This is a genomic window from Segatella salivae F0493 (genome assembly GCF_000477535.1).
GTDB classification, from domain to species: Bacteria; Bacteroidota; Bacteroidia; order Bacteroidales; family Bacteroidaceae; genus Prevotella; species Prevotella salivae.
In genome coordinates this window covers 50,194-76,401 of the sequence record NZ_AWGW01000006.1, presented here as the reverse complement: position 1 = coordinate 76,401, position 26,208 = coordinate 50,194, and the positions used below count along the sequence as shown (strand labels likewise).

The window sequence follows — 26,208 nt, the reverse complement described above, 5'->3', positions numbered from 1 at the left end:
AAATGGATTTAATCCCGCTTACTTCTTGTTATTACCAGAGTGACCGCCAAAACGACGTGTAGGTGCAAACTCACCGAGTTTGTGACCAACCATATTCTCAGTAATATAAACAGGGATGAATTTATTTCCGTTATGAACTGCAACAGTGTGTCCCACAAAATCAGGGGAAATCATTGATGCTCTGGCCCAAGTCTTCACAACACTCGACTTACCACTCTCGTTCAAAGCGAGAATCTTCTTCTCGAGCGACACGTTGATATATGGACCTTTTTTTAATGAACGACTCATAATTTACTCTTTATTTTTTATTAGCTCTTTCGATAATATACTTGTTTGAAAGCTTCTTAGGTGCACGAGTCTTGAGACCCTTAGCGTAAAGACCTTTACGAGAACGTGGATGACCACCACTCTGACGACCTTCACCACCACCCATTGGGTGATCAACAGGATTCATAACAACACCACGGTTATGTGGTCGACGACCTAACCAACGAGAGCGACCGGCCTTACCAGACTGCTCCAATGCATGATCAGAGTTACCAACACTACCTACTGTAGCTTTACAAGCACTCAAAATCTGGCGGGTTTCACCAGAAGGGAGCTTAATAACACAATAACTGCCCTCACGAGAAGTCAACTGAGCAAAGTTACCAGCCGAACGAACAAGCAAAGCACCCTGCCCCGGACGCAATTCAATGTTGTGAATTACCGTACCGACAGGAATGTTTGCAAGTGGAAGAGCATTACCGATTTCAGGAGCAGCCTCTGCACCAGACATCAGTGTAGCACCTACCTGCAGTCCGTTAGGAGCAATAATGTAACGTTTTTCACCATCAGCGTAGAACAAAAGTGCAATGCGAGCAGATCTATTAGGATCATACTCGATTGTCTTTACTACAGCTGGAACACCATCTTTCTCTCGCTTAAAGTCTATCAAACGATACTTCTGCTTATGGCCACCGCCAATGTAGCGAACGGTCATTTTACCAGTGTTATTTCGACCACCAGTAGAATGTTTGCCGTAAACGAGAGACTTCTCTGGCACGGATGCAGTAATATCTTCGAACGTGCCAATAACCTTGTGTCTTTGTCCCGGAGTAACCGGGTTTAATTTACGTACTGCCATTTTTTATTTAAATATTGCTGTAAAAATCAATTGTATCGCCATCCTTTACTGTAACGATAGCCTTCTTAAACGCATTCTTTTGGCCTTTAATAAGACCAGCCTTTGTATAACGACTTGAACGCTTGCCGGCATAACGAAGTGTATTCACTTCAACTACTGTAACATTGTATAAGGCTTCGACTTCCTTCTTAATCTGGAGCTTATTAGCCTCTGGACGAACGATAAAGCCATAGCGACTCGCGTTCTTCTCAGTAATCTTAGATTGCTTCTCAGTAACCAATGGTTTAATGATAAATGCCATAATCTAAACCTCCTTATTATTTATTTAAGATTCCGTCAATAGCCTTAAGAGCACTTTCTGCAATTACAACAATATCTGCATTCAAAACTTTATACGTATTGAGAGATGTTGCTGTCATTACTTCAGTCCCTTGAATATTACGAGCGGACAAATATACGTTTTTATTAACTTCTGACAAAAGAACCAAAGTTTTCTTTCCTTCTACTTTTATATTTTTTGCAAAATTTACAAATTCTTTAGTCTTTGGAGCTTCAAAATTTAAGTCCTCAACTACAATTATAGCATTATCTTGAACTTTGTAAGATAAGGCAGATTTACGTGCAAGAACTTTTACTTTTTTATTTAATTTGAAGTCATAATTACGAGGTTTCGGACCAAAAACACGAGCACCACCAACTAATACAGGTGAATTAATATCACCACGACGTGCACCACCACCGCCTTTTTGGCGACCGAGCTTACGAGTAGAGCCACTTAATTCACTTCTTTCTTTCGTTTTGGCTGTTCCTTGACGCTGCGCAGCAAGATACTGCTTGACATCTAAATAAAGCACGTGATCGTTAGGCTCTATTCCAAAGATAGCCTCATTAAGAGTCACCTTCCTTCCAGTCTCCTGACCTTTAATATTTAAAACACTAACTTCCATTACTTTTTGATTAAAACGGTTGAACCATTACATCCAGCAACAGAACCCTTAACAAGAAGGAGATTGTGCTCTGGAATTACCTTTAACACCTGAAGATTTTGAGTAGTAACACGATCACCACCCATTTGACCACCCATGCGCATGCCCTTAAAAACCTTTGCAGGATAAGAACAAGCACCGATAGAACCCGGCTTACGAGCTCGGTCATCCTGACCGTGAGTACTCTGGCCTACACCACCGAAACCATGACGCTTAACGACACCCTGGAAACCTTTACCTTTAGAAGTACCTACTATATCTACAAATTTAGCGTCAGCGAAAAGCTCAACAGTAATTGTATCACCGAGGTTATGCTCCTCATCGAACTTGAACTCGGCCAAGTGCTTCTTTGGTGTTGTGCCTGCCTTCTTAAAGGTTCCCATCATTGGCTTAGAGGTACGATTCTCCTTAGCCTCTTCGAAACCCAACTGAAGTGCTTTGTAACCATCTTTTTCTTCTGTTTTTACTTGGGTTACAACACAAGGACCAGCTTCGATAACAGTGCACGGAACATTCTTACCGTCGGCACTGAAAACGGATGTCATTCCGATTTTTTTTCCAATTAATCCTGGCATTTCAATAAAAATTTATCAATTAATAATTTACTACTTTGAAATTAGACTTTGATCTCTACTTCTACACCTGAAGGCAATTCCAACTTCATCAATGCATCAACGGTCTTAGCAGTAGAACTATAAATGTCAATAAGACGTTTATAATCTGAAAGCTGAAACTGTTCACGAGCCTTCTTATTTACGAAAGTTGAACGGTTTACGGTGAATATACGTTTGTGAGTTGGCAATGGAATAGGACCACTAACGATTGCACCTGTAGTCTTTACGGCTTTCACAATCTTTTCAGCTGACTTATCAACCAACATGTGATCGTAAGACTTCAGCTTAATTCTAATTTTCTGACTCATACTTTTTAAATTATAAAATTGTTAGTAAATGAAGTAAAGAAGTACGTTGTTTAAGAGTCATACGCTAAACAACGCCTCTCAACTTTATAGTTTTCTCATTTAAAGGAGTTCTGCATGGCCATGAACTTCCTCAAGCACTTCCTTAGCTATGCTTGTTGAAAGTGCTGCGTGATGATCATACTCCATTGAAGAAGTAGCACGTCCAGAAGTAATAGTACGCAATGCTGTTACATAACCGAACATCTCTGCTAATGGAACCATTGCTTTAACGATACGTGCACCACTACGAGCTTCTTCCATACCTTGAACTAAACCACGACGTTTATTCAAGTCACCAATCACATCACCCATGTTTTCTTCTGGTGTAACAACCTCAACCTTCATGATAGGTTCCATCAAAACAGGACCTGCCTTCGGGCAAAGTACCTTGAAAGCTTGGTGTGCAACTAATTCGAATGACAACTGATCAGAGTCTACAGGGTGGAAGCTACCATCTGTTAATGTAACTTTCAAGCCTGTCATTGGGAAGCCACCAAGAACACCATTGCTTAAACAATCAGCGAAACCTTTCTGTACAGAAGGGATAAACTCCTTTGGTACGTTACCACCTTTAACTTCATTGATGAACTGCAAGTCACCTTCTGTGTAGTCTTCATCTTTCGGACCGATAGTTACATCAATACAAGCAAACTTACCACGACCACCAGATTGTTTCTTATATGTCTCACGGCTCTGTGCAGAACGAGTGATAGCCTCCTTATAGTTCACCTGAGGTTTACCTTGGTTACATTCAACCTTAAACTCACGTTTCAAACGGTCAATGATGATATCCAAGTGCAACTCACCCATACCTGAAATAATAGTCTGACCACTTTGCTCATCTGTACGAACAGTAAATGTTGGATCTTCTTCTGCAAGTTTAGCAAGACCATTATCCATCTTCGCAACATCTGCTTGGCTCTTTGGCTCAACAGCAATAGAAATCACAGTGTCAGGGAATGTCATTGACTCCAATACGATTGGTGCTTTCTCATCACAAAGCGTATCACCTGTACGGATATCTTTGAAACCTACACCTGCACCAATATCACCAGCATCAATAGATTCCATTGGAATTTCTTGCTTTGAATTCATTTGGAACAAACGACTGATGCGCTCACGCTTACCAGAACGTGGGTTATATACATAAGAACCAGCAACAACCTTACCTGAATAAACACGGAAGAACACAAGACGTCCCATGAAAGGATCGGTTGCAATCTTAAATGCGAGAGCCGATGTTGGAGCATCCTCTGAAGGCTTACGATCTTCTTCTTCATCTGTATCAGGATTCGTTCCAACGATAGCTTGCGTATCAACTGGTGAAGGAAGGAATGCACAAACATAATCCAATAGAGGCTGAACACCTTTATTCTTATAAGAAGATCCTAACAACATAGGACAGCACTCCATAGCAATACAGCCTTTACGAATAGCACGAAGCAACATTTCTTCACTGATTTCCTTACCCTCGAGATAAAGTTCCATCACTTCATCATCAAAGTTTGCTGCACCCTCTACAAGTTTCTCGCGCCATTCAGCAGCCTCATCAGCAAGCTCAGCAGGGATTTCTTCAACGTCGTATTCAGCACCCATGGTCTCATCGTGCCACAGGATAGCTTTCATTTTAATCAAATCGACAACACCTTTGAAGTTTTCTTCTGCGCCGATTGGAATCTGAATAGCGATAGGATTAGCCCCAAGGATATCCTTCATCTGCTGAACTGTCTCGAAGAAGTTAGCACCTGAGCGGTCCATCTTATTCACATAACCGATACGTGGCACGTTATACTTATCTGCCTGACGCCAAACAGTCTCAGACTGGGGCTGCACACCATCGGCAGCAGAATAGGTTGCAACAGCACCATCAAGTACACGTAGTGAACGTTCTACCTCGGCTGTAAAGTCAACGTGTCCCGGAGTATCAATCAAGTTGATTTTATATGATTTACCATCATAGTTCCAGTTACAAGTTGTTGCAGCCGAAGTAATTGTAATACCGCGTTCCTGCTCCTGGGCCATCCAGTCCATTGTAGCTGCACCATCATGCACCTCACCGATTTTATGCGTCTTACCTGTGTAGAACAAGATACGTTCTGAGGTAGTTGTTTTACCAGCATCGATGTGGGCCATGATACCGATGTTACGAGTCAAATGTAAATCGCGATTTGCCATTTTCTTTTTACCTTTATTAATTAGAATCTGAAATGAGCGAACGCACGGTTAGCCTCTGCCATACGATGCATATCTTCTTTACGCTTGAATGCACCACCCTGATTGTTGTATGCATCCATAATCTCAGCAGCAAGTTTCTCTGCCATTGACTTTCCTCCACGCTTACGTGCGAAAGCAATCAAATTCTTCATTGAAATACTTTCCTTGCGGTCTGGACGAATTTCAGTCGGAACCTGGAAAGTTGCACCACCAATTCGGCGGCTCTTTACCTCTACTTGAGGAGTAATATTATCCAAAGCTTGTTTCCAAATCTCAAGAGCTGGCTTCTCTTCTTTAGCCATCTTCTCTTTCACTGTATCAAGAGCTTTGTAGAAAATCTCGTATGAAATGGTCTTCTTACCATCATACATCAAATGGTTTACAAACTTAGAAACCTTCTGATCATTGTAAACTGGATCCGGAAGGATCACGCGTTTCTTTGGTTTTGCTTTTCTCATTTTGTTTTGAAAAATAAATTCTGCATGGGGTTGTCATTCATGTTCTTCAATATCCGCACTCGAATATTTACTCAACCTGCGTCCAACAATTCTCCAGCAAAACGTTTGAATAAAAAAAATCTTTAGCGCAGCAATTACTTCTTAGCTGCCTTTGGGCGTTTAGCACCATACTTAGAACGACGCTGTGTGCGGTTTGCAACACCAGCTGTATCAAGTGTTCCACGAACAATGTGATAACGTACACCAGGAAGGTCCTTAACACGACCACCACGAACAAGTACAATACTATGCTCCTGAAGGTTGTGACCTTCTCCAGGGATGTATGAGTTTACTTCCTTCTGGTTTGTCAAACGTACACGAGCAACCTTACGCATTGCTGAATTAGGCTTCTTAGGAGTCGTAGTGTAAACACGAACACAAACGCCACGACGCTGAGGACAATTATCCAAAGCTGGGGACTTACTCTTGTCTACGATGTCCTTTCTGCCCTTTCTTACTAATTGTGAAATAGTAGGCATAACTTAACTTTTTAATTTATATATTTATTTTATTTATTATCTACTTAGTACAGACAAGGCACACGCTCTCTTATGAAAGTGTACAATCCGCCCTGTCATTTCGGAGTGCAAAGGTACAAAGTTTCCATTAAATGACCTAATAATATGGAAACGAATAGCTTACGCAACATAAGTAATTAACAATAAATAACTATTTATTTATTATTTAACACTCATCATCCTACTCCAACGAGTGAATTTGCAATGATTACAAACAATACAATGCCTGTAATGACAACATACAACCAGTCTCGTTGAATGCCAAAATCCACCAATGAAAGCACAACGCGCATGATGGGTGTAAGCATTAAGACGACAACACTAAGCTGAACCCAACCTATTGGCGAGAAGGTTAAAACCGAATGAATAATCCCACTGAATGTAGTGTAACTGGGATCTCCACCATTTTTAAAGACCGAATAGTCTGGTAAACCCATTCCTGAAGATGAAACGATATACCAAATACCGCCTAACAACGCGATAACACAAGCCAAAAGAACTCCAATTCGCAAGGTATTGCCAATCAGAATATTCATATTATTCTTTGAATTTGAATTGTTTTCCATATCAGAACTTACCTATAATACCATTATATATCATATTTAAAGCCACTAACAAAATAGCAACAGCAAATATCTTTCTTAGGAGTTTAACATCCAAACGCTTCAAAAGTTTTGCTCCACTCATTGCTCCAGCCAACACACCTACCATAATAGGGAAGGCAATTCCTGGCTCTATATATCCTCGTTGCAGGTAAACTACAGCCGAAGTCACTGCGGTTACACCTATCATGAAGTTACTTGTCGTGGTACTAACCTTAAATGGCACCTTCATACAACTATCCATAGCCAACACTTTCAGCACTCCACTGCCAATACCCAATAGTCCTGACAAGGCACCAGCAAGTACCATCACCGCAAATCCACCTGGAACGTTCTTGAGTTCGTAGTTTTGAAGCTTCCCTTCTTTATTCGGATAACTGCCAAAGAGCTTCAATTTCATCGCCAACTTGCTTCCTTTCACGTCCACATAATCCGTCTTTTGTTTGAATTGCATAGCCACTGTGAGGAGTAACACGCCTCCAAAGATAATCGCAATGGCATTTGTTGGCATCCATAATGCCGCTGCTGCACCCAAGACTGCACCGAGACTGGTGGCTACTTCAAGGAACATTCCCAACCGAATATTGGTCATTCCTTCCTTAACATAAGCACTTGCCGACCCCGATGAAGTTGCTATCGACGCTACCAAGGCTGCACCGATGGCGTAATGAAAGTCTATTCCGAAACACAAGGTAAGCAGAGGAATGACTACAACGCCCCCTCCCAAACCGGTTAGCGAACCTAATAATCCTGCACAATAGGCTCCTAAAAACAATAAAATCGTGAAAACAATAATACTCATTGAGCTTTTTTATTTGCAAAATTAGGCAAAATGTTAGAAACCAAAGGGGTGTTTTCTATAAAAAAGGCTGCCAACGATAGAAATAATTGTCATCCATCAGTTCCTAAGCTATCAATGATTATAAACAAAAATGAGATGAATCACCGACTCATCTCATTCACTTATGGTTTTATTCAAAGTCATATTATCTTCTTTCTAAAGAAGAATTGCCAAGTTAAAGCAAGCATAAAAGGCTGCGATTACCCCTACTTTATGACTCCTTTTCCGGCACATTAAATGGTGTTGCCATGCGATCCATCTGCTCTGGAATCACAATCTTACCAAATTGTTGTTCGTACTTATAAATATTTTCTTGTAAAGCCTGCAACAAACGCTTGGCATGTTCGGGAGCCATTACTACGCGTGCACTCACCTCGGGCTTAGGCATTCCTGGCAACATCGTGGCGAAATCCAACACGAAGTCTGAGCTTGAATGAGTAATTAAGGCCAAGTTTGCATAAACACCTTTGGCGATTTCCGGTTTCAAATCTATTTGCAGGTTCTGCTGCTGATTGTTTTCATTTTCCATATATAATAATGTTTATAAAGGTTGTTAATTGAGTTATGGCAAAGATAAGAAAAAAAACTTGAAACCACAAGAAACATCTCATTTAAGAATAGATAACAAATATAGTCATATTTCAGCTCTATAAAACAAAACATCTTGCAAATCAGCAGCTTAACATCTCTATTTTATCACCTCGCAATTTGCATCAGATCACCACGCATTTTGATGCAAATCAGAGCGTGAGTTGAGTCAGGTTACAGCGCAATCTGCATCAAATTACACAGAACTTCTTGTGGAATATCAAAACAAGTTGAATAGTGTCCTCAGACTCATTAAACTATTGTATATCCCCACTGAATTCCGAGTGTCCCCGTCTTTTCCTTGTAAAGCCATAATTCATACAAATACCCGAATAAATAAAAAAGGGTACATCGGCGCCCCAATGTACCCAAACTTTGCGAAAAATAAATTTATTTTAGAAAGACTTTATTTAGGTAACATTACCTTTCCAGATTTGACGATAGCTTCTTTTGCTGCTTTCATTTCGTTACGCAGACTTTCAATCTGCTGACGAGCAGCATCTATCTTTGCCTTATAACCATCTTGTTCTTGAGCCATCTTGGTTTTATAACCTTCCTGCTCTTGAGTCATCTTGGTTTTATGAGCATCCTGCTCTTGAGCCAACTTAGCCTTTGCGTTATCAGCAGATTGCTTCATTTGATTTTTTACGGTTTCTATTTCCTGTGTCAATTGAGCAATCTTGTTCTTGAAACCATCTTGCTCCTTATCCATGGCAGCCTTGTTGCTTTCTTGAGATTGTGCAATTTTTGTCTTATAATTCTCCGTAGATTGACTCATCAGATTCTTACAATCCTCAGCAGATTTATTCATCTGCACCTTGTAATTCTCTATATCTTGAGTTAATTGCGCAATCTTTGCTTCACCTGCATTAAAATCATAAGTTACACCTTGAGGACCAACCTTGGCAAACACATGCTTCACATCTATAGAATCTTTGGGTGACAATGCAAAAGACATCGTTGTAGAGCAAGCCAACAACAACATTAATAATAATTTTTTCATATTCAACTATTTTTATTGATTAAATTATCTGTTCAGATATGATATATAATGAATAATGTGCAAAGTTAGTACTTTTTAATGAATTAACAAACTTTTTTGTATTTTTTTTAGCACATAAATCAAATGCCAGATAATTGAAAGAGACTAAATTAAACTGCCCCAAAAAGCTATTTCGCCTAACTTTCGGGGGTACAGCTTAAAATCAACTATTCAGAGATGGGGCGGACACTTAACCCATAAGACTTGGGGAAAGGCACACGAGGTCCTATACTCCATTGCTGTGGCACATGCCCCAATGCAACACCATTGTAACTTCTGCCATCTACTTCTAAAGTCCAGTAGCCAATATACTCCGACGTTAGTTGACCAATTCCAGCCGGCGAACCCATGTCGGACCACTGGTAAGGACTACCATCACGGGCTGTGGGAATAAAAGGCAAATATATAGAAGCATCATATGGAGGATAAAACTTGTTTTGGAATTCATCACGATCACCATCAACATAATTGCATTGGTTATATCCCCATCCAAAATCATGAGAAAAACCAGTAAAGGCATCGCCATCCGGAACTCTGAAGCCAACAGGACAGGGATCATAGATGGTCTTATCGACATGGGATGGTGTAGGGGAAATTCCTCCATTCATGAACCATACGTTGTCATAATTAAAAGTAGTTTCTCCATCCCCATATATATAGAATGTATCGGGATGTTTAATACTGTTAGGAATAGACATGCCGTCAACACCTGCACTAATTAAATCCTCTGTATAAGTTTTTTTATACATTCCAGGTAGGGCATCTTTACGACCAAACTGATAGACTGTACTATTTCCTTGGCGTACTTTGTGTGCAGCCTGTGAAATATCAAAATATCCTATCTGTTTGAAACCATTACCTGCAGCCTGTTCCACCTTGACCCTTACACTACGTTCACTCGAATAGGTCGTACCTTCCCACTTCGTATATTGCCAGCCTAAAGTTTCCGTAGTAAAATTAAAAATTTTGTTATCCCAGTTATAGCACTTAACGGTAGTGAGTACATCCTGTGGAGCGAACCATAACTGCCAAGACCACATAACTGTGCCCGAGGCATCCTTGACGGAAATGACAGCATTCCCGTTCTTAATCTTATCGGCGGGGACGTGAACATTGACAAAAGAATTCGCACCACTGCCAGTTACAGATAAGCCGTCCACAATATCACTTTTATCTGTCCATACAATACTGGCCTGCATTGCGGGCGCAGAAGCATTCTGTACGTTAATGTATGGCGTAGTGATATTGTGGTTTAGATGATCTTTGAAATTACTCAAGATATAGGTACCCGTATTGCTTGTCTTGTAAGAACTTGGATTATCGCTACCATTTTTGATTGCATTGCCATAAACAAGTGGAATGCTATAATAACCGGGCGCAGAAATAACTTAACAATTAGCTGTACTGCGACTCACCTTTCCTCCCTTTGTAGAAAGATCATAAGGTGCTGATGCGGTTCCTAAAGGCGTTGCTTTCTGAAGTGCTTCGTTACGCAGGGCAAGGAGATCTTTTACGTCCTTACGTACTGTGGCAACTCCGGCTTCTGCAGCATTAGGATCGCCATCGCCACTTTCCTTGCTGAGGTTGGTTAACCAATCCGGCTTCTCTTCCATAGAATAGTTATTATCTTTGTTTGCATCGTAACCGACGATCTTCCAAGCCACCGCCTGCTTCTCATGCGTTGCAGGGTCTTCACGGTAGCTCGTGATTTTGTAAGGTGCAGATGTGGTAGCATTGTAAACCATGGGGGAAGGCCATGGTCCCATTACATTGAATGTGTATTGCCAAGATGAGGTGATCTGACTAATCTTATAAGTACGTGTTGTCCCCGCTTTCCATTTTCCTTTAAGTGGAACTGTTATTGTGGTTCCATCAGTGAAATGGACATAGGCTGTCACGTGGCCGGTGAGTTCCTGTGATATCATATAGAACGTGTAGTTATCAGCGTTTTTACCCATAATAATTACATTAGGGTTTTGGCTGGTACTCACACTAACGCCAGAGAGAACCGCGTTACCACGCGTGGTATAGCCAGTGTGGTCCCATGCTGCGCCTGTACCATCTAATTCCTTAGAAAGCACATACTTACTTTTCAGCAACACACCCTGCAACTCTACACGGTCAATTGTCTTATTCCAAGAAAGGTTCTGGCCTACAGCAAAACGGATACCCGTGAGAGCGTGGCGAAAGTTGAGGTTTGTCTCCGGCGGAACACCTAATGTAGCATATCTCACATTACCAGAACAAGCAGTCATCAAGTCTACTTCTTTCATTACATCAGTTTCCACCTCGAACTCAACACTTGGACTACCTGACGCAGCGGTGTTGTTTACTGTCATCTTTGAGTAGCTCTCTACATTCGGATAAACTGCAAAGAAGCGGGCATAGGGCTGTGCGAATGTCCAGAGAATGGGCGAATAGAGCTCACCTGTCTTTTTCGTCTTCTCAGCATGAAACCACTCGGGAGTAGTAAGAATGCTCGTAGGCCCTACTCCACAAATACCCGAAGCAGAAAAATCACCAAGCGTAGCATCCGTAATGATGTTAGCACGTGTGCGGGTATCTGCCTTAACGGGGTTAACACCCTCGACAGTAGTTTCAATCAGACATACATCAATATTACGATTGTAGCGTGCAGCGAGTTTCCTACCTGCAAGATCACTGCTGCCAAGGCCGGGGGTAATGGCACCACGCGTTTGTGCACCACGGCTAATTGCACTCTCCTGTACATTATTTACATTGAAGTGTACCAAAGTACCATTATTTTGATTAGATGTCAAATCATCGTCAGCACACGAAGTGACTGACAAAATAAAACTACACATCAATAATGGCGAAAGTGCATTGTGGAAAATGCTCTTCTTCATATTGTTTCCTGTTTTATGAATATTTCCTTAATTATGCTCTCATCTCATTTAGCCTTCCAAGTTGTCGTCATCGCCTCCATCTTCTTCCTGACTATCGATAACGTGGATTTCACCTTGATGACCTGGAACGCCACCACCGCCAGGCTGTACTGCCGGACTTGCAGCTAATAAATAGTTGTCTTCATCAATACTTAAAGCTCAAGAGACAGGCTTTAAGTATTCCTGCTTTGATTTTTTGTTCATCATTTGCTCATAAATTTATTTAGAAAGTTTTGTTATAATACTATCATACAGAGAAAGTATATCCCTAATTATAGTTTTCATGTACAAAATGAATAGATAGAAAGCAAAGGAATTACAGAAAATCCTTTGCTTAAAGATGTTGAGTCTATATACTCACGTATATATACGGGAGTAAGAAAAAAGAAGAATAATCTTAAATACGTGGATGCAATTTGAAGCTACCAGAACAAAAAACTTCTTGCAGCCTCTCTCTTTATAAATTACACGCGCAAAACTTTGGCTGATATTAGAGGTAAAGAGAGGGTATGTAGTGTGTGTGTGTTATATTTGAATTGACAAAATAAAAGAGCATAAAAAATACAAACAAATAAAAAAAATATTTGTTCGAGCACTGCCATATTATCATTTATTTCAAAAAACATTCTCACACTTAACTTTGGGTGCAAAGTTAATATAAAAAAATCAGAATAGCAAAAAGAAAGAAACTTAAAATCAAAATGAGCAGAAAACAGATAAGCCCACATTAGTAGTAAAACTACCAACGTGGACTTATTCGTCTATATTACGGAGTGAAATCTACAAATAGACTTCGTGCGTGTCACAGCTTACTTGAAATTATACATTATTCCAAGGTTAAGGTTGTTTGTAAACGTACCATTCGTTGTGAAAGGTAAGCTGTAAGGGTATCTTCCTTTAGGCATGCGGTAAACCGTATTGCTGAAGAATACCGAGAAGTTACGACTAATGTTGTAGCCGACCTGACCACCGACATTAAAGCCTCCCGTCAGTCCTCCCTTACCCATGACAAGACTTGGACCGGCAATGAGATAAACATTCCAACGACGTGCAGGATTAAAACCTGCAAGGGCATTGAATGCATTGAGCTGATAGTCAAGCGACAGCAAGAAATTATTATAATGCTCAGCAGTAGAATTCGTGTTCCCGGGAAGAACGATCTTTTCGCGCATTCCCTCTCCCTGTAAACGAATAGCATGAAGAGTTGAGAAATTATAACCTGCAAACAGCATTGCATTCTTTAAGAAATCACTCTTTTGTTCTGTCAACTTCCATCTCCAAACAGTAGTGTTCCAACCTAAGCCACCACCTACGAAGAAGCCTTGCAAAGGCAAATTATGGTACTGCTCGTCAGAGACTTTTTCGTCATAAAGACGATAATATTTACTACGCATCAACACAGACACCCCTACATTGAGACTGAACTGGTTGTGACGATTATCATCGTCGGCAGACAGTTTGATTGGTGTGAAAGTTGGCTCAAGTGTCAAACGAAGATCATTGGTCAGTTTAGCCCAAAGTTGTCCACCGAAACGATAAGAATGATAATTACCTTCGAAACTATTGATAAAACCGACATTGGTCTTCTTCGCATGGCCAATTTCATAACCTGCAAAGACATTGAAACCAAAGGGTGCATCCCAATTATACTGATGAACGAAACCTAAAGGATTGATCAGTAAATCAAACAAGGCACCACGAGAACCGAAAAGATAGGTGATACGGTCGTTGCCATAGGCCCCTTCATTCCAGTTGGCATTAGTTACATGTACACCACTGCGTACACCAACAGCGGAATTAGCCCAACAACCCACAAGGAACTTCGAATCGAAACCGGTTGTCTTAAACCCACTTAACGGCGTTTTGCCCATCAAAGTCGGCCCAAAACTATATTCGAAGAAGAATGGACGACGTATCGGATCTTCAGCATCATCACGAATGATGAAATTGCGGAATGCATCGAAAGAATACATTACACCAATATTCAAGTTATTGGTATAAGTTCCATCACGTGTATAGACAAGGCTCGTGGGATAATGATGTTTATTCATCCTATAAACGGTATGACTATAGAAGAGTGACATATCATGAGTCAAATTATAGGTAATCATACCACCAACATTCGCAGCCAACTTCGTACCTCCATCTCCCATAACAAGTGTCGGACCACCATAAAGATAAACATTCCAACGATTTATTGGGTTATAACCTGCCATATAATTATACAGATTAAACTGATAGTCGAATGAAAGAAGATAGTTGTTTGGCTTCAAATCTGTAAGACTATTTGTTCCAGGGAATGCAATCTTTTCTCGCATCCACTCACTTTGAAGACGAACTCCGTGAAGTTCATTGAAATGGTAACCACCAAATATGGTTGCATTCTTCATCACACCATGTTGATGGCCAGAGAAACGCCAATCCCAGACAGTGTTGCTCCATCCCATGCCTACACCAAGGAAATATCCCTTCTTCGGTGTATTCTGAACTTCATCGTTTGTAACATCTGCATAATTACGCTCTTCTTGACGTTTAAAGAGAACAGCAAGGCCCGCCTTGAGTGCATATTCGTTGTAGTTGTAACCATTAACACCTTTAAGTCTTACGGATGAGTACATCGGTTCGAGTGTTAAACGGAGACCGTTAGCAAGGCGTGCCCATAACTGAACGCCAGCACGATAGGCATCATAATTTCCTTCATAAGAGCCTATAAATGAAGCCAGAGTACGTTTACCATGACCGAACTCATAACCACCAATAAGATTAAAACCAAAAGGCTGTTCCCAATTATAATCTTTTACAAATCCAAAAGGATTAACCATAAGGTCAGCGGTAACTCCACGAGTTCCAACCAACAACTTTGTAGGATTATTATCATATTGATCTGACTGCCAATCAGCATTGGTGACGTGGATACCTCCTCTAAGGGCAAAAGCTGAAGAGAACCACCAACCGACAGAAGCGTTCGCATCAAAACCACGAGAATTACGCATGCTCAATGGTATACGTCCTAAATAAGCAGGTCCAAAACCATATTCAAAAAAGAGACGACGTTGTGAAGCTGCCTCAAAAATATTATTATTACGATCAAAATCATAAATCAGACCAACATTCAAGTTATTGGTGAAAGTCCCATCCCGAGTATAAACCAGACTTGTTGGGTAATGATGCTTACCCATACGATAAACTGTATGGCTATAGAAAAGCGACACTTGTGGCGTTATATTGTAGGTAATCATACCACCAAAATTAGCTGCCATTTTTGTACCACCATCACCAAGGACAAGAGTCGGGCCACCATAGAGATAAGCATTCCAACGACATGCAGGATTATACCCTGCCATAGCATTGTAAAGATTAAACTGATAATCAAGAGAGACAAGGTAGTTGTTAAACTTCAAATCCGTAAGACTTACAGCACCAGGGTATGCAATCTTCTCGCGCATCCATTCCCCTTGCAAACGGACTCCATGCAATTCATTGAAATGATAACCTCCAAAAAGGGTTGAGTTCTTTAATACTCCATGTTGGTGTCCGGTGAAACGCCAATCCCAAACCGTGTTACTCCAACCTGCGCCCAAACCTAAGAAGAAGCCGCTCTCTGTTATATTACGGACTGAGTCTTCAGGGACGTCCGGATAATTACGTTCCTGCTGACGCTTAAATGTGACAGCTACACCCGCTTTGAGTGCATACTCATTATAATTATAACCATTCAAACCTTTCTGACGAACTGCAGAGTACATTGGTTCAAGAGTGAAACGAAGACCATTAGCAAGGCGTGCCCATAGCTGAACTCCAGCACGATAGGCGGCATAATTTCCTTCATAAGAACCTGTAAAAGAGGCAACTGTCCGTTTTGCATGTCCGAACTCGTATCCACCAACAAGATTGAAACCAAAAGGCTGCTCCCAGTTATAGTCTTTAACAAAACCAAAAGGATTTATAAGAAGATCGGTTGCCAAGCCTCGAGTTCCAAGTAATAATTTCGTAGGTTCATTAGCATAAATACTGTGCTGCCAATCAGCATTCGTCACATGAACACCCGCTCTCAAAGCAAAAGCAGAAGAGAACCACCACCCGACAGATGCATTTGCATCAAAACCACGTGTATCGCGAAGACTTAGTGAGGTGCGACCAAGGTAACTGGGAGCAAAAGCATATTCAAAGAAGAAACGATGCTGCAAGGCTGCTTCAAAAATATTATTATCATGATTAATGTTATAAATAACACCAACATTCAAATTATTTGAGAATATTCCGTCACGAGAATACACCATATGATGTGGATAACGATCCTTAGGCATACGATATACAGTATGGCTATAGAAGAGGGACAGATCACGCGATAAATTATATGTAAGCATTCCTCCTGCATTTGCAGCAAAAGCAGCTCCGCCATCACCCAACAAAAGTGTAGGACCGGCATACACATAAACATTCCAACGGCGGAGTGGATCATAGCCAGCCATTGCATTGAATAAGTTTATCTGATAATCTGTAGAAAGAAGGAAATTATTATAATTAAACTTACCTATACTATTGCCGACCCCATTAAAGAAAGCTTGAGCCTCTTTCATCCATTCTCCTTGTAAGCGTACACCATGAATGGCATTAAAGTGATAACCACCAAAAAGAGTCGTATTCTTAAGAAAATCATGCTGATAACCAGTAAAGCGCCAATCCCATACCGTATTATTCCAACCAAGACCTAAACCAAGGAAGAAACCACGCTGCGGTATATTTTGCACCGAATCCTCAGCGACATCTTGATAATTACGAATAGCCTTATCCCGGAACAACAACGAAAGACCCATTTTAACAGCATATTCATCATAACGCTCGCGGTCAAGATTGCCATCGTAATGCTCGGTCTGCATATAAGTAGGCTCTAAGGTAAGTCGGAGATCATTGGTAAGCTTCATCCAAAACTGCCCACCCAAACGAAATGCTGAATAATTACCTTCGTATGAGCTACCTAAACCTATCATAGCCTTCTTCATAGCTCCAAACTCATAACCGGCAAGGAGATTCATTCCAAATGGTGTATCCCAATTATATTGTCGTTTAAAGCCAAACGGATTAAAAAGAAAATCGAAATTCACTCCACGTGTACCGATAAGGAGCTTAGCTGGATTACTACCAAAAGAGTTAGCACTCCAATCGCCATTTGTGACATGAATACCAGTACGAATACCAGCTGCAGGAGCTAACCACCAACCAACAGCTGCCAAGGCATCAAAGCCACGCGTATTACGCCAATTCAGATGATCAGATTTTCCCACATACATCGGGCCGAAGCTATAGTCGAAAAACATCGGATAACGAAGATGCTTCAACTGACCATTATCAAGGAGATAACGCTGATGATTATCAAATCGCTTCCAAAACACACCAACATGTGCTAAATCTGAAAGCTGCTTCGCAAAATTCCATTGATAAGCGAAATTTACGCCATAACTGAAATCAGGATCACTATAACCAGGGTTATCCAGCAGATTAAGTTTCTTTGTTGCCACCTTAAAATAAGGTTCTAAAGCTACAGAAGCATAAGGACTGGCAAAGAACTTAAACTGAACACCAACATGACCATCAACAGCTGTACCCGAAGTACTCGCACCGACAGAGGTCATATCAGGATTATTCCAAGAATGGAGATTAGCCGTCTGTACACCAAAGCCCAAAATCCCAGAGACACTGAAAGGACGCTCTGGCCGATACCCCATGAGGTAATTGCTGAAATTATAAATGAAATCTACATAACCACCATAGGAATTAAACTGGTTGGTATTGAAAACCGTAGATGAAGCATGTGAATAAGCCCACGATTTCTCTAATCCTAAACGGAAAGAAACCATTGGACTAACTGTTTTTCCTGCAGCAAGACGGAAACTAAAGGTTGGCGTAAAAGATGCAGCTTTAGTGTTGGAATAGAATCCACTAATACCAGCACCTACATTAATAAAGGCATTTCCCCAGAAAGGTGTAGGTACATAGCTATCGCCTTTGAAGCGATGACGACCATCTAATACATAATTTAACGCATTGAAATTCTTTTGCCGAGGAGCACCATAATACGCTGTATCCTGCTTTTGGGCTATGATAGAATCAGGCATTGCTGCTTCCAAGTCACTCAAATCGCGTGCCACTGTATCAGGTTCCTGCACATCGTGACATGCAGAAAGGTGTGTTGTTACCCTTGTAGCAGGACATAATATAGCTCCACTACACACCATATATGTTAATACAGATAACAGTAACAAAAATATTCTTTTCATCTTTCTTTCTGTTTTATCTTTTTATTTGGCTTCCTCAGCCTTCTTATCATCGTCATTAACAGACTGCGTAATATACTTGAAACGCTTCCTATATACAGGAATATCTTCTTCTTTATAAGGATAACGTTTGCGTAAATCATCATTTACACTTGCATCAGTTGCATAATACTTTTTGAATGAAGGTTCCAAATCAAAGCTATGCTGAAAGTAAGCCAAGAAATCTGGACAATCTATAGCCTGAAGCTTCAAAGCCAAATCTGCACCATACTTATTTATCAAATCCGTCATGGTGGCATTCTCCATATCTGGATCATTCGCTGTAATAACACCCTTGAGATACCATTTCTTCGCAAGATTATCGGGCAGAGAATCAATCAAAGGCTCAACCTGCTTATAGGTATATCCCAATTCGGGAGCCAATTCTGTACTCAAAACAGCCCGGTTGACAGGATTGGTCTGCATCACATAGTCAAGAGCCTTCTGTGCCCGTTCTTCTTCTGCTGCAGTTTTATTCTGCTTGAAGAACAATGTTTGCAAATCTATTATCATTTTCAACTCATGGAACTTCCCTGTATCGGGCAACTTATTAGCCAAGAATGCAGCCTCTCCCATTTTACGCTTACGCAAATACATCAATGCTTGGTTGGCAACAATTTCCTTATAGTTGACAGTATAATTATAGGAATTATCAAAAGCTATTGGTCGTGAAACTTCTATACCAGCCTGCATATCAACAAAAGGTGATAACACACTAAGATTTACAGAGTCAGCATCGAGCATATAGCAAGCCACACGATTGGCAATATAAGCTGCAAACGGACTATACTTTGCAGTTTTTCGTACCATATTCTGACGATAAGCACGGAAGACAAGTTTTCGAACTTCAGCTGAATCCTTGATTTGTTTCAATAAATTGTAATAGTCACCATTTGAGAACACTTCCGGCCCATTCTCTACATAACGTGGATCATTATAATAAGTCCAGACCGTTTCAACAGGATCAAGGATTTTGTTCCTACGAATAGTATATGTACTCCTAATCTTACGCTGGTTCTCCATAATGCGTTGAACAAGAGGATTACTAATCATCATACGACCAAGGCCCGCTTTGTCTCCTGCCTGACCATACTTCCGCAGTTCATCAGCTTCACTTTTCTGTCCATGAGCAAGTAGAGAATCTGCAACATCATCCCATGTGAAAACACGAGGAGCCTTGATAATCAAATTCGCGGTATTGATTTGCGACCCTACAATATTCAAGACTCTACGTGCACGACGAGCAGCCAAATCCTTATTAAACTGATAGCCACCTTCTGGGGAAGCACCACCCTGGATAGTAAAACTAACAAGAGAACGGCCGTACGAACGTAGTTCACGAACCAACATGTCAAGTGTCTGTCTGTTTATTGTATCTGGAGTAAGTTCGTCTCGAGCTACAATAAAATATAATTGCAACTCTCTCGGGACTTCCTGTAAACGAGCTCTAACTTGTTCAAAAAAACGAGGGCCAAGATCCATGTCAACCTTTGCCGTATTCAAATCTAACATTTTCCATGGCTTTCGGCTATTTGAAGTTCCCTCCTTTAACTCCTTATAATAAACATGTGTATAATCTTCGAGACTTAAAGTTCCCACCCATTTATAACTCTTATCAGGATCAGGCTTAGGATAAGTTATCTCCCAATCCATTTTTACTGGTTGAGTACTTAAAACCGGGTTATACCTATAAAAAGAATGAAGAGAATCATTCCTATTATAATCATAACTCTTACGACGAATTTGATTGTTATGATATTGAAAACCTTCCAACACTACAGGTTCCAAGTATTGCACCGTGTCCTTAGATTCAATATCTAAAGCTGCCGGCTGGAAAATCAAACGTGAATGCTTAGTAGTATACTCTTCGGGTAGACCAATAGAAACATTCCAATGTAAATTTGGTCCATCATCTAACGGAGCCTGCTCTACGAAATTTACTCCTTTACGCTTTGCATAGACACTGGTACCTTGCAGCATAATAGCATCATCTGCGCCTGAGGCAAACACTATATCGTAATTCAATTGTGTGCCTTTGATCTCAACAAGTTTCACCTGCCCGCCATTCGTCACAAGCAAAGCGCCATTTGCAGACACATCAGCTTCAAAATGGCCTTCATAGTCAGGAGTTACCACATCACTACTCTTGATATTGACCACCCCCCCAAGCTCTTGACTCTTCGTACGATAAAGATTGGCTTGTGCACGTGCCTCTTTCTTATTATCAAAGATATAGACAGGAACAGACAAGGGTTCCTTCCCATTTTTTTTACTATCCAAAGTACGCATCGACTTCGACACATTACCCGTGATATGTATCACCTGTGCATGCCCTTCAACAGCAAACAGGAAGGTAAACATCAGAATATATATGTATTTGATAAATGCTTTCATTTTACAATTCATTATATTTATTACCATATTGTATAAGAAAGAGAGATACCTATCTTTGTTGGCAAAATGTGCAATGACTTAAATCCGTCTTTTGTCAAACCTGAACCATCGTTGAGTTCTATCAACTGCCCATCCATGTGCGTTTTCGTGTGACTTGTCCCTACAAGTCCCACTCCCGCATGCGCATCAATTGACCATTTGTTAGACAAAGCAAAAACATAACCGAAAGTAAGTCCTGCTCCCAAAGCATAACCGTCATAACGCACACCTTTATGAATAACGTTATAATCGGCAGCCAAAAGGCCCACACCTACATAGTGATGATAAAGCGGACGACCACCAAAATAATAACGATACTCTGGCTGTACACCAAACACCTTCATATTGTCATGGATATAGGGATTATGATTACCAAAGACCGTCAGTCCTAAGGTTGAGCGGTTACCAATAGTCATCTCTGCACCAAAGTTATAGGTCTGTGTCGCCAACATCATTAAGTCGGTGTTAACACTCAGCTTTTGTGCATGGGCAATGCATGTTCCCAAAGCCATGATGAAAATCAAAAATATCTTTTTCATTTCTTATATAGCCTTACTTATGCGTATTTTCTCTTTTTATAAAATCCAAGTAATCGAGGTATAAACAGATCTGTTCTATCCACGATAATGCCACAATACAAAAGACTACTCTTTAGTAGATTGTTATCAACTACTTTCTGTAAAGCTATATGAGCAGTATCATTCTTTTGTATAGTAGAATCTATTCCCAATGTGTCAATCGGCTGCGTAGTATGTACCGTATCGCCCGAATGTATGGTTCTTATTGTATCGACTTCATGGACCTCTTTTATCGTATCAGCAGGATGTATTGCAGCTACAGAATCCCGGAGCTGTGTAGGCTGAGCCATATTAGCAGGCAAAGAGGTATCTTTTATTTCTGCAGATGATTTTTTCTTTTTATTACGCTTCTTTTTCTTCTTCGAATTATTTTCATTCGTTCCCTCAGGAGCAATCTTACCTGCTGAACTTGAAGAAACAACCTTATCGGCATTGTTTATCGGAGCAGAGCTGTCTGTTGTATTCGACGGTGCAACTGTTTTAGTTGTATCAACAGTTGTAGTTCCTCCCACCGAGTCAACAGGAACCGAAGTCTCTGTCGAATCTGAAACCAAGGATGTATTTATAGTATCATTCGTAAGAACCACATTAGATGTATCTGCAGATAAAGCGGGCATAACAGAATCTGTAACTGAGACAGAATCATCCTGAGAAGAAGACTTACTATCAAGTTTGCTCTTGAGTTTCAATTTCTTCCGCTCCTGTTCAGCAGCAATTCTCACAGTTCTCAAAGAATCTTGGATATAACGTTTTTCATTTTCCAAGCGCTGTTGTTCAAAACGTTTCTCATAATCAAGTTCCTGTAAAGAATCACGACGTATCTTTAGTGCAACACGATTTGCCTCGTTAACACTATCACGACGCAACTTTATTGAAGCTTGTGCTATACGGTAATCATTATCCACCATAATGCGCTTCTTATACTTATTAGCCACTTTTGGACCAAAATGATAAATCAGTGAAGCACGAATCACATCCGTAGATGCGGCATAAATCAATGGCTGGAATGTCAGTTTATAGTCATTCTCAGGCTTTGTTGTTACATATTCATAACGATTGCCATTGAGGACACGCTCATATTCCTTGAATTTTGCAAACACAACACCACCATTCAAGCCTAAATCAAGGTCAAGGCGACTACCATTCATATAACCATAGAGCTGATGAACATAACCAAACATCAACCCTCCAAAGAGTGAATTACCTTTGCGTCCTATAGCATTGAGTTTGATATCGAAATTATTTGCACCTGCATAGACACCCCAATAAAACACACTTGTGGGCTTCTTGCCATGCCAATACTTTCTCAATTGCACCCGACCATCATACAAATCATAAACATGATAAGGCGTTTCCTTGCTTTGTTCCTTCCAATTCAAGCGTCCCTGCACACCGACTGTCCATTTACTCCAGTTCTTGTTACCTAACGTAAATTCTACTCCTACATTCGGAGTCAAGGCCAGCCAATCCACGGTATTGGTTCTGATGTTGAATCTTTGCCCGAATGTCAGCGTATCTACCTTGTTGTAGTACAGCTGTTGTGCACTTGCTGATGCTACAAAACAAATCTGCACCAACAGGCACACTGCCCATCTACATACTTTAGAATGATTCATAACTATCTATAAAATCGTTATCACTTTACTTTTTCCGTACTTTGCATACCCAACAATTGCTTTGCATAACTATCTTCAGGATCCAATTTAGCAATTTTCTCTGCATAACTCACCGCTTGAGCCATCACCTTCTTGGTGTAGTAATAATAGGAAAGTTGCTTATAACACTCTATCAGATAGTCTTTATCACCATTATTTTTCTCAAGCAATTCTGCTGCCTGTTGATAGTAAGGCTTGGCCAATCCACGTGCACACTTAGGGTCCATCAGTGCATTAGCCTTCGCTCTCCAATAATAACCCACATAGCTATCGGGCTTTAGCCGCGCCACTTCTGCAAAGACATTCTCAGCTTGCTTCAAGGATTTGAGGCAGTCCTCACTCATCTGATTGTCATTTTGATTGTCCGTCGCCTTACGCCAATAGAGTAAGCCCAATTGGAACAAATCGCGTGAACGATCGTAAGAAGAATCTTTTATATTTGCTAAATCATCACGTGTATATTTAATTGCGTTGTCGTAGTCGCCAATCTTCGCATAGGCATTAGCAATGTCTTTATCTATTCTCGGAACATCTTTTGCTAATGCACGCGCTTGTTCAAACTTCTGAATTGCTTCCGGTGTACGCTTCAAGCCATTGAGCACATAACCATAATATAAATAGTCGGTATAGCGTATCTTGGCAGAATCGGTATTCATATCCATCAATTCCTTTGCATTCTCCAAAGCCGTATCGAAATGCTCCAAATCGGTATTACAATACAGCATCAAACGCACAAGGTCTGTATTATGTTGATACACCTCACTTCCCTTTGTTGCGATATCAAGCGCCTTCTCGTAATTTCCAGAGAGAAGCACAGACTGCGCATAGTGAACCAATTCTTTTTCAGGCAACTTGCTTATGTCTTGCTTTTCAAACGATGCAATGGCTGCATCATATTGTTGTGCTCCATAATAGAGATCACCTATCCGCCCATCAATAGAAATATCTGGACGCAACTGCTTAATGAATTCCAGTTTACGTATAGCCTCTGGCATATCGGTGAGCTTCACGAGTTCAGCATATTTGAAATAAGCTTCCGGGTCATGGCGATCGAAATACATGGCACGATTATAATAATATTTAGCAGAATCGGTTTGTCCTTTTGCTTGCGCAATATCCCCACCAAGAATAATTGATTGTACAGTAATCTTGTAACATTGCTTTGCCTTGTTAAAATATTTCTCTGCCTCATCAATTTTTCCAGCCTGCAAATATGCTGAACCGATAGCTGCAATCATATCTGTATTTTTCTTATCCGATTTGATTGCACTTGCTGCATATGATTGAGCCAAGTCTGAATTCGTCTCTATCAACTTTACCATTTCTTCAATATTCCCTTTTTGCATTGGATTTTGAGCGAAAGAAGATGAGATTGCTACCCAAAGAATAACACCTAATAATTTAATTTTACACATAGTTATAGAATTAACTGTGTTACACAACACAATAAAAGAATTCTTTGTTTTGATTTTATATATAAATCGCTGCAAAGTTAACATATTTTTTTTGCAAATAAACAGCGATTCAAGAAGAAACACTAAATTGTTATCGTTTATTAACATTATGATCTGTATTAAAGAAAGAAATACAAAGAATAAATAAAGCCACTCTACCAATAAAATGATAAAGTGGCTCTTTCCATGGATCTTCATTCTATGAATAGATGAAGAAGCGAAACTTACAAATTCTTCATCATTCCCCTACTTCTCCAACTACTGATAGTGGCCCACTTTACCTTCGCGATAGCTTCTTATACTGCAGTTATCGGTCATAATCTGCTGGTCTTAGACTTGTTGTATTTAACGTGAGTTCGATGAATTATAAGTGTCTATAGATTTGGTGATTAGCGAAATTTGTTTGTAATTTTAAGGTGTTGATATACAAATAATTACAAACAAAAATCGCTATGATCACCGAGGACAAAATTACTGAAATATTTTGTATGGCAGACGACTTCTGCAAGTTTTTTGATGCAATGACAGTAAAATATACGCTAAAACCTACCGGAAAAAGAAAATATCATCGAAGTTCCACGATGTCAAAGGCAGAAGTTATGCTGATAATGATCCTTTTCCACGATTCTGGTTATCGTTGCTTCAAACATTTCTATCTTGAAAAAGTATGCAAGCATCTTCGCCATCTGTTTCCAAAAGTTGTTTCTTATAACCGTATAGTAGAATTGGAAAGGGATGTAGTTATACCCTTAACCTTGTTTATCAAGAAGGTCCTCTTGGGGAAATGCACGGGTATAAGCTTTGTTGACAATACACCATTGCGTGTCTGCAAAAACCAGAGAATACATATTCACAAAGTTTTCAAAGGCATAGCCCAAAGAGGAAAATGCTCTATGGGTTGGTTCTTTGATTTCAAATTGCATTTGATTTGCAATGAGAAAGGAGAGCTTCTCAACTTTATGATAACGCCGGGAGATGTTGATGACCGTAAGCCTTTGGAGTACAAAGCATTCATAGATTTTATATATGGTAAGCTATTCGGTGACAAGGGGTACATCGGCAAGAACCTCTTTCAAAAGGCTTTTCGTTGACGGAATACAGCTTATTACTAAGCTGAAAAGTAACATGAAAGGAACTTTAATAAGTATTTCAGACAGGCTTTTACTCAGAAAAAGAGCCATTATAGAAACGGTGAATGATGAACTTAAGAACATTGCGCAGGTGGAACACTCCAGATATAGATGCTTTGACAATTTCATCGTCAACTTATTAGGGGCAATTGCTGCCTATTGTCTGTTTCCAAAGAAGCCGTGCATCAATCTGCAAAGGACTATTGATACACAGCTTGCTTTGTTCTGAATTCGTCGAACTCACGTTATTTAGTAGATAATTCTTTATCTCTATATGTTATCGCCTTGCAATCTGCATCAAATCACCACGCATTTTGACTCAAATCAGGGCGTGAGTTGAGTCAGATTACCCGATGATATGAC

Annotated in this window: 20 protein-coding genes and 1 pseudogene; 1 reads left to right on the top strand and 20 read right to left on the bottom strand. The window is 40.3% G+C overall.

Translation table 11 applies throughout. The features are described from left to right. Positions 1-18: 18 nt before the first annotated feature. From rpsS to HMPREF9145_RS01065, 20 genes are all read right to left on the bottom strand, one after another. Complete coding sequence (gene rpsS / locus HMPREF9145_RS01155) at positions 19-288, bottom strand: 30S ribosomal protein S19 (RefSeq protein ID WP_007134556.1); 270 nt, start codon at positions 286-288, stop codon at positions 19-21. A gap of 10 nt (positions 289-298) precedes the next feature. Next, entirely contained in the window at positions 299-1,126 is an 828-nt protein-coding gene (gene rplB, locus HMPREF9145_RS01150) for a 50S ribosomal protein L2 (RefSeq protein WP_021824782.1), read from the bottom strand. Positions 1,127-1,133: 7 nt separating this feature from the next. Further along, complete coding sequence (gene rplW / locus HMPREF9145_RS01145) at positions 1,134-1,427, bottom strand: 50S ribosomal protein L23 (RefSeq protein ID WP_021824758.1); 294 nt, start codon at positions 1,425-1,427, stop codon at positions 1,134-1,136. Positions 1,428-1,443: 16 nt separating this feature from the next. Then, entirely contained in the window at positions 1,444-2,073 is a 630-nt protein-coding gene (gene rplD / locus HMPREF9145_RS01140) for a 50S ribosomal protein L4 (protein WP_021824494.1), read from the bottom strand. Continuing rightward, the gene (rplC, locus tag HMPREF9145_RS01135; RefSeq protein ID WP_021824522.1) at positions 2,073-2,687 is read right to left on the bottom strand and encodes a 50S ribosomal protein L3; all 615 of its coding nucleotides are present in this window, start codon (positions 2,685-2,687) and stop codon (positions 2,073-2,075) included. Before rplC ends, rplD begins: the two co-directional genes overlap by 1 nt. Positions 2,688-2,728: 41 nt before the next feature. Then, a complete protein-coding gene (rpsJ, locus tag HMPREF9145_RS01130) occupies positions 2,729-3,034 on the bottom strand; it encodes a 30S ribosomal protein S10 (RefSeq protein WP_021824741.1) in 306 nt (101 codons plus the stop codon). A 99-nt stretch (positions 3,035-3,133) separates the two neighbouring features. Continuing rightward, on the bottom strand, positions 3,134-5,248 hold the full coding sequence (gene fusA / locus HMPREF9145_RS01125) for an elongation factor G (RefSeq protein WP_021824685.1): 2,115 nt from the start codon (positions 5,246-5,248) through the stop codon (positions 3,134-3,136). 20 nt (positions 5,249-5,268) lie between these two features. Further along, a complete protein-coding gene (gene rpsG / locus HMPREF9145_RS01120) occupies positions 5,269-5,745 on the bottom strand; it encodes a 30S ribosomal protein S7 (protein ID WP_004371792.1) in 477 nt (158 codons plus the stop codon). A 134-nt stretch (positions 5,746-5,879) separates the two neighbouring features. Further along, positions 5,880-6,263, bottom strand: coding sequence for a 30S ribosomal protein S12 (gene rpsL / locus HMPREF9145_RS01115; protein WP_004335835.1), 384 nt, complete (start codon positions 6,261-6,263; stop codon positions 5,880-5,882). A 215-nt stretch (positions 6,264-6,478) separates the two neighbouring features. Next, on the bottom strand, positions 6,479-6,868 hold the full coding sequence (locus HMPREF9145_RS01110; RefSeq protein ID WP_021824737.1) for a DUF1634 domain-containing protein: 390 nt from the start codon (positions 6,866-6,868) through the stop codon (positions 6,479-6,481). 1 nt (position 6,869) lies between these two features. Continuing rightward, positions 6,870-7,706, bottom strand: a complete 837-nt coding sequence (locus HMPREF9145_RS01105; RefSeq protein ID WP_021824493.1) for a sulfite exporter TauE/SafE family protein — start codon at positions 7,704-7,706, stop codon at positions 6,870-6,872. A 250-nt stretch (positions 7,707-7,956) separates the two neighbouring features. Then, positions 7,957-8,274, bottom strand: coding sequence for a DUF3467 domain-containing protein (locus HMPREF9145_RS01100; RefSeq protein WP_007134565.1), 318 nt, complete (start codon positions 8,272-8,274; stop codon positions 7,957-7,959). 465 nt (positions 8,275-8,739) lie between these two features. Then, positions 8,740-9,336: a hypothetical protein gene (locus tag HMPREF9145_RS01095; RefSeq protein WP_036906167.1), complete on the bottom strand. Its 597-nt coding sequence runs from the start codon at positions 9,334-9,336 to the stop codon at positions 8,740-8,742. Between the two features lie 206 nt (positions 9,337-9,542). Beyond that, positions 9,543-10,652, bottom strand: a complete 1,110-nt coding sequence (locus tag HMPREF9145_RS13345; protein WP_155945249.1) for a hypothetical protein — start codon at positions 10,650-10,652, stop codon at positions 9,543-9,545. A 111-nt stretch (positions 10,653-10,763) separates the two neighbouring features. Then, complete coding sequence (locus tag HMPREF9145_RS13340) at positions 10,764-12,242, bottom strand: PF13149 family protein (RefSeq protein WP_021824756.1); 1,479 nt, start codon at positions 12,240-12,242, stop codon at positions 10,764-10,766. A gap of 848 nt (positions 12,243-13,090) precedes the next feature. After that, positions 13,091-18,559 (bottom strand): porin family protein, encoded by a 5,469-nt coding sequence (locus HMPREF9145_RS13890; protein WP_231369734.1) that lies wholly within the window; start codon positions 18,557-18,559, stop codon positions 13,091-13,093. A gap of 21 nt (positions 18,560-18,580) precedes the next feature. Then, positions 18,581-20,989 (bottom strand): OmpA family protein, encoded by a 2,409-nt coding sequence (locus HMPREF9145_RS01080; RefSeq protein ID WP_036906264.1) that lies wholly within the window; start codon positions 20,987-20,989, stop codon positions 18,581-18,583. A gap of 20 nt (positions 20,990-21,009) precedes the next feature. Next, positions 21,010-21,567, bottom strand: a complete 558-nt coding sequence (locus HMPREF9145_RS01075) for a DUF3575 domain-containing protein (RefSeq protein WP_021824504.1) — start codon at positions 21,565-21,567, stop codon at positions 21,010-21,012. Positions 21,568-21,584: 17 nt separating this feature from the next. Then, positions 21,585-23,222, bottom strand: a complete 1,638-nt coding sequence (locus HMPREF9145_RS13885; protein ID WP_021824701.1) for a DUF3575 domain-containing protein — start codon at positions 23,220-23,222, stop codon at positions 21,585-21,587. Positions 23,223-23,242: 20 nt separating this feature from the next. Next, complete coding sequence (locus HMPREF9145_RS01065) at positions 23,243-24,676, bottom strand: tetratricopeptide repeat protein (RefSeq protein ID WP_036906261.1); 1,434 nt, start codon at positions 24,674-24,676, stop codon at positions 23,243-23,245. Between the two features lie 491 nt (positions 24,677-25,167). On the opposite strand from HMPREF9145_RS01065, the pseudogene HMPREF9145_RS12575 reads away from it, so the two are divergent. Beyond that, positions 25,168-26,074, top strand: a pseudogene (locus HMPREF9145_RS12575) (IS982 family transposase). Positions 26,075-26,208 lie beyond the last annotated feature (134 nt).

Excerpts from the sequence above, each read along its gene's own strand:
- rpsS (WP_007134556.1), bottom strand. The coding sequence starts at position 288 with ATGAGTCGTTCATTAAAAAAAGGTCCATATATCAACGTGTCGCTCGAG.
- rplB (WP_021824782.1), bottom strand. The coding sequence starts at position 1,126 with ATGGCAGTACGTAAATTAAACCCGGTTACTCCGGGACAAAGACACAAG.
- rplW (WP_021824758.1), bottom strand. The coding sequence starts at position 1,427 with ATGGCATTTATCATTAAACCATTGGTTACTGAGAAGCAATCTAAGATT.
- rplD (WP_021824494.1), bottom strand. The coding sequence starts at position 2,073 with ATGGAAGTTAGTGTTTTAAATATTAAAGGTCAGGAGACTGGAAGGAAG.
- rplC (WP_021824522.1), bottom strand. The coding sequence starts at position 2,687 with ATGCCAGGATTAATTGGAAAAAAAATCGGAATGACATCCGTTTTCAGT.
- rpsJ (WP_021824741.1), bottom strand. The coding sequence starts at position 3,034 with ATGAGTCAGAAAATTAGAATTAAGCTGAAGTCTTACGATCACATGTTG.
- fusA (WP_021824685.1), bottom strand. The coding sequence starts at position 5,248 with ATGGCAAATCGCGATTTACATTTGACTCGTAACATCGGTATCATGGCC.
- rpsG (WP_004371792.1), bottom strand. The coding sequence starts at position 5,745 with ATGAGAAAAGCAAAACCAAAGAAACGCGTGATCCTTCCGGATCCAGTT.
- rpsL (WP_004335835.1), bottom strand. The coding sequence starts at position 6,263 with ATGCCTACTATTTCACAATTAGTAAGAAAGGGCAGAAAGGACATCGTA.
- HMPREF9145_RS01110 (WP_021824737.1), bottom strand. The coding sequence starts at position 6,868 with ATGGAAAACAATTCAAATTCAAAGAATAATATGAATATTCTGATTGGC.
- HMPREF9145_RS01105 (WP_021824493.1), bottom strand. The coding sequence starts at position 7,706 with ATGAGTATTATTGTTTTCACGATTTTATTGTTTTTAGGAGCCTATTGT.
- HMPREF9145_RS01100 (WP_007134565.1), bottom strand. The coding sequence starts at position 8,274 with ATGGAAAATGAAAACAATCAGCAGCAGAACCTGCAAATAGATTTGAAA.
- HMPREF9145_RS01095 (WP_036906167.1), bottom strand. The coding sequence starts at position 9,336 with ATGAAAAAATTATTATTAATGTTGTTGTTGGCTTGCTCTACAACGATG.
- HMPREF9145_RS13340 (WP_021824756.1), bottom strand. The coding sequence starts at position 12,242 with ATGAAGAAGAGCATTTTCCACAATGCACTTTCGCCATTATTGATGTGT.
- HMPREF9145_RS13890 (WP_231369734.1), bottom strand. The coding sequence starts at position 18,559 with ATGAAAAGAATATTTTTGTTACTGTTATCTGTATTAACATATATGGTG.
- HMPREF9145_RS01080 (WP_036906264.1), bottom strand. The coding sequence starts at position 20,989 with ATGAAAGCATTTATCAAATACATATATATTCTGATGTTTACCTTCCTG.
- HMPREF9145_RS01075 (WP_021824504.1), bottom strand. The coding sequence starts at position 21,567 with ATGAAAAAGATATTTTTGATTTTCATCATGGCTTTGGGAACATGCATT.
- HMPREF9145_RS13885 (WP_021824701.1), bottom strand. The coding sequence starts at position 23,222 with ATGAATCATTCTAAAGTATGTAGATGGGCAGTGTGCCTGTTGGTGCAG.
- HMPREF9145_RS01065 (WP_036906261.1), bottom strand. The coding sequence starts at position 24,676 with ATGTGTAAAATTAAATTATTAGGTGTTATTCTTTGGGTAGCAATCTCA.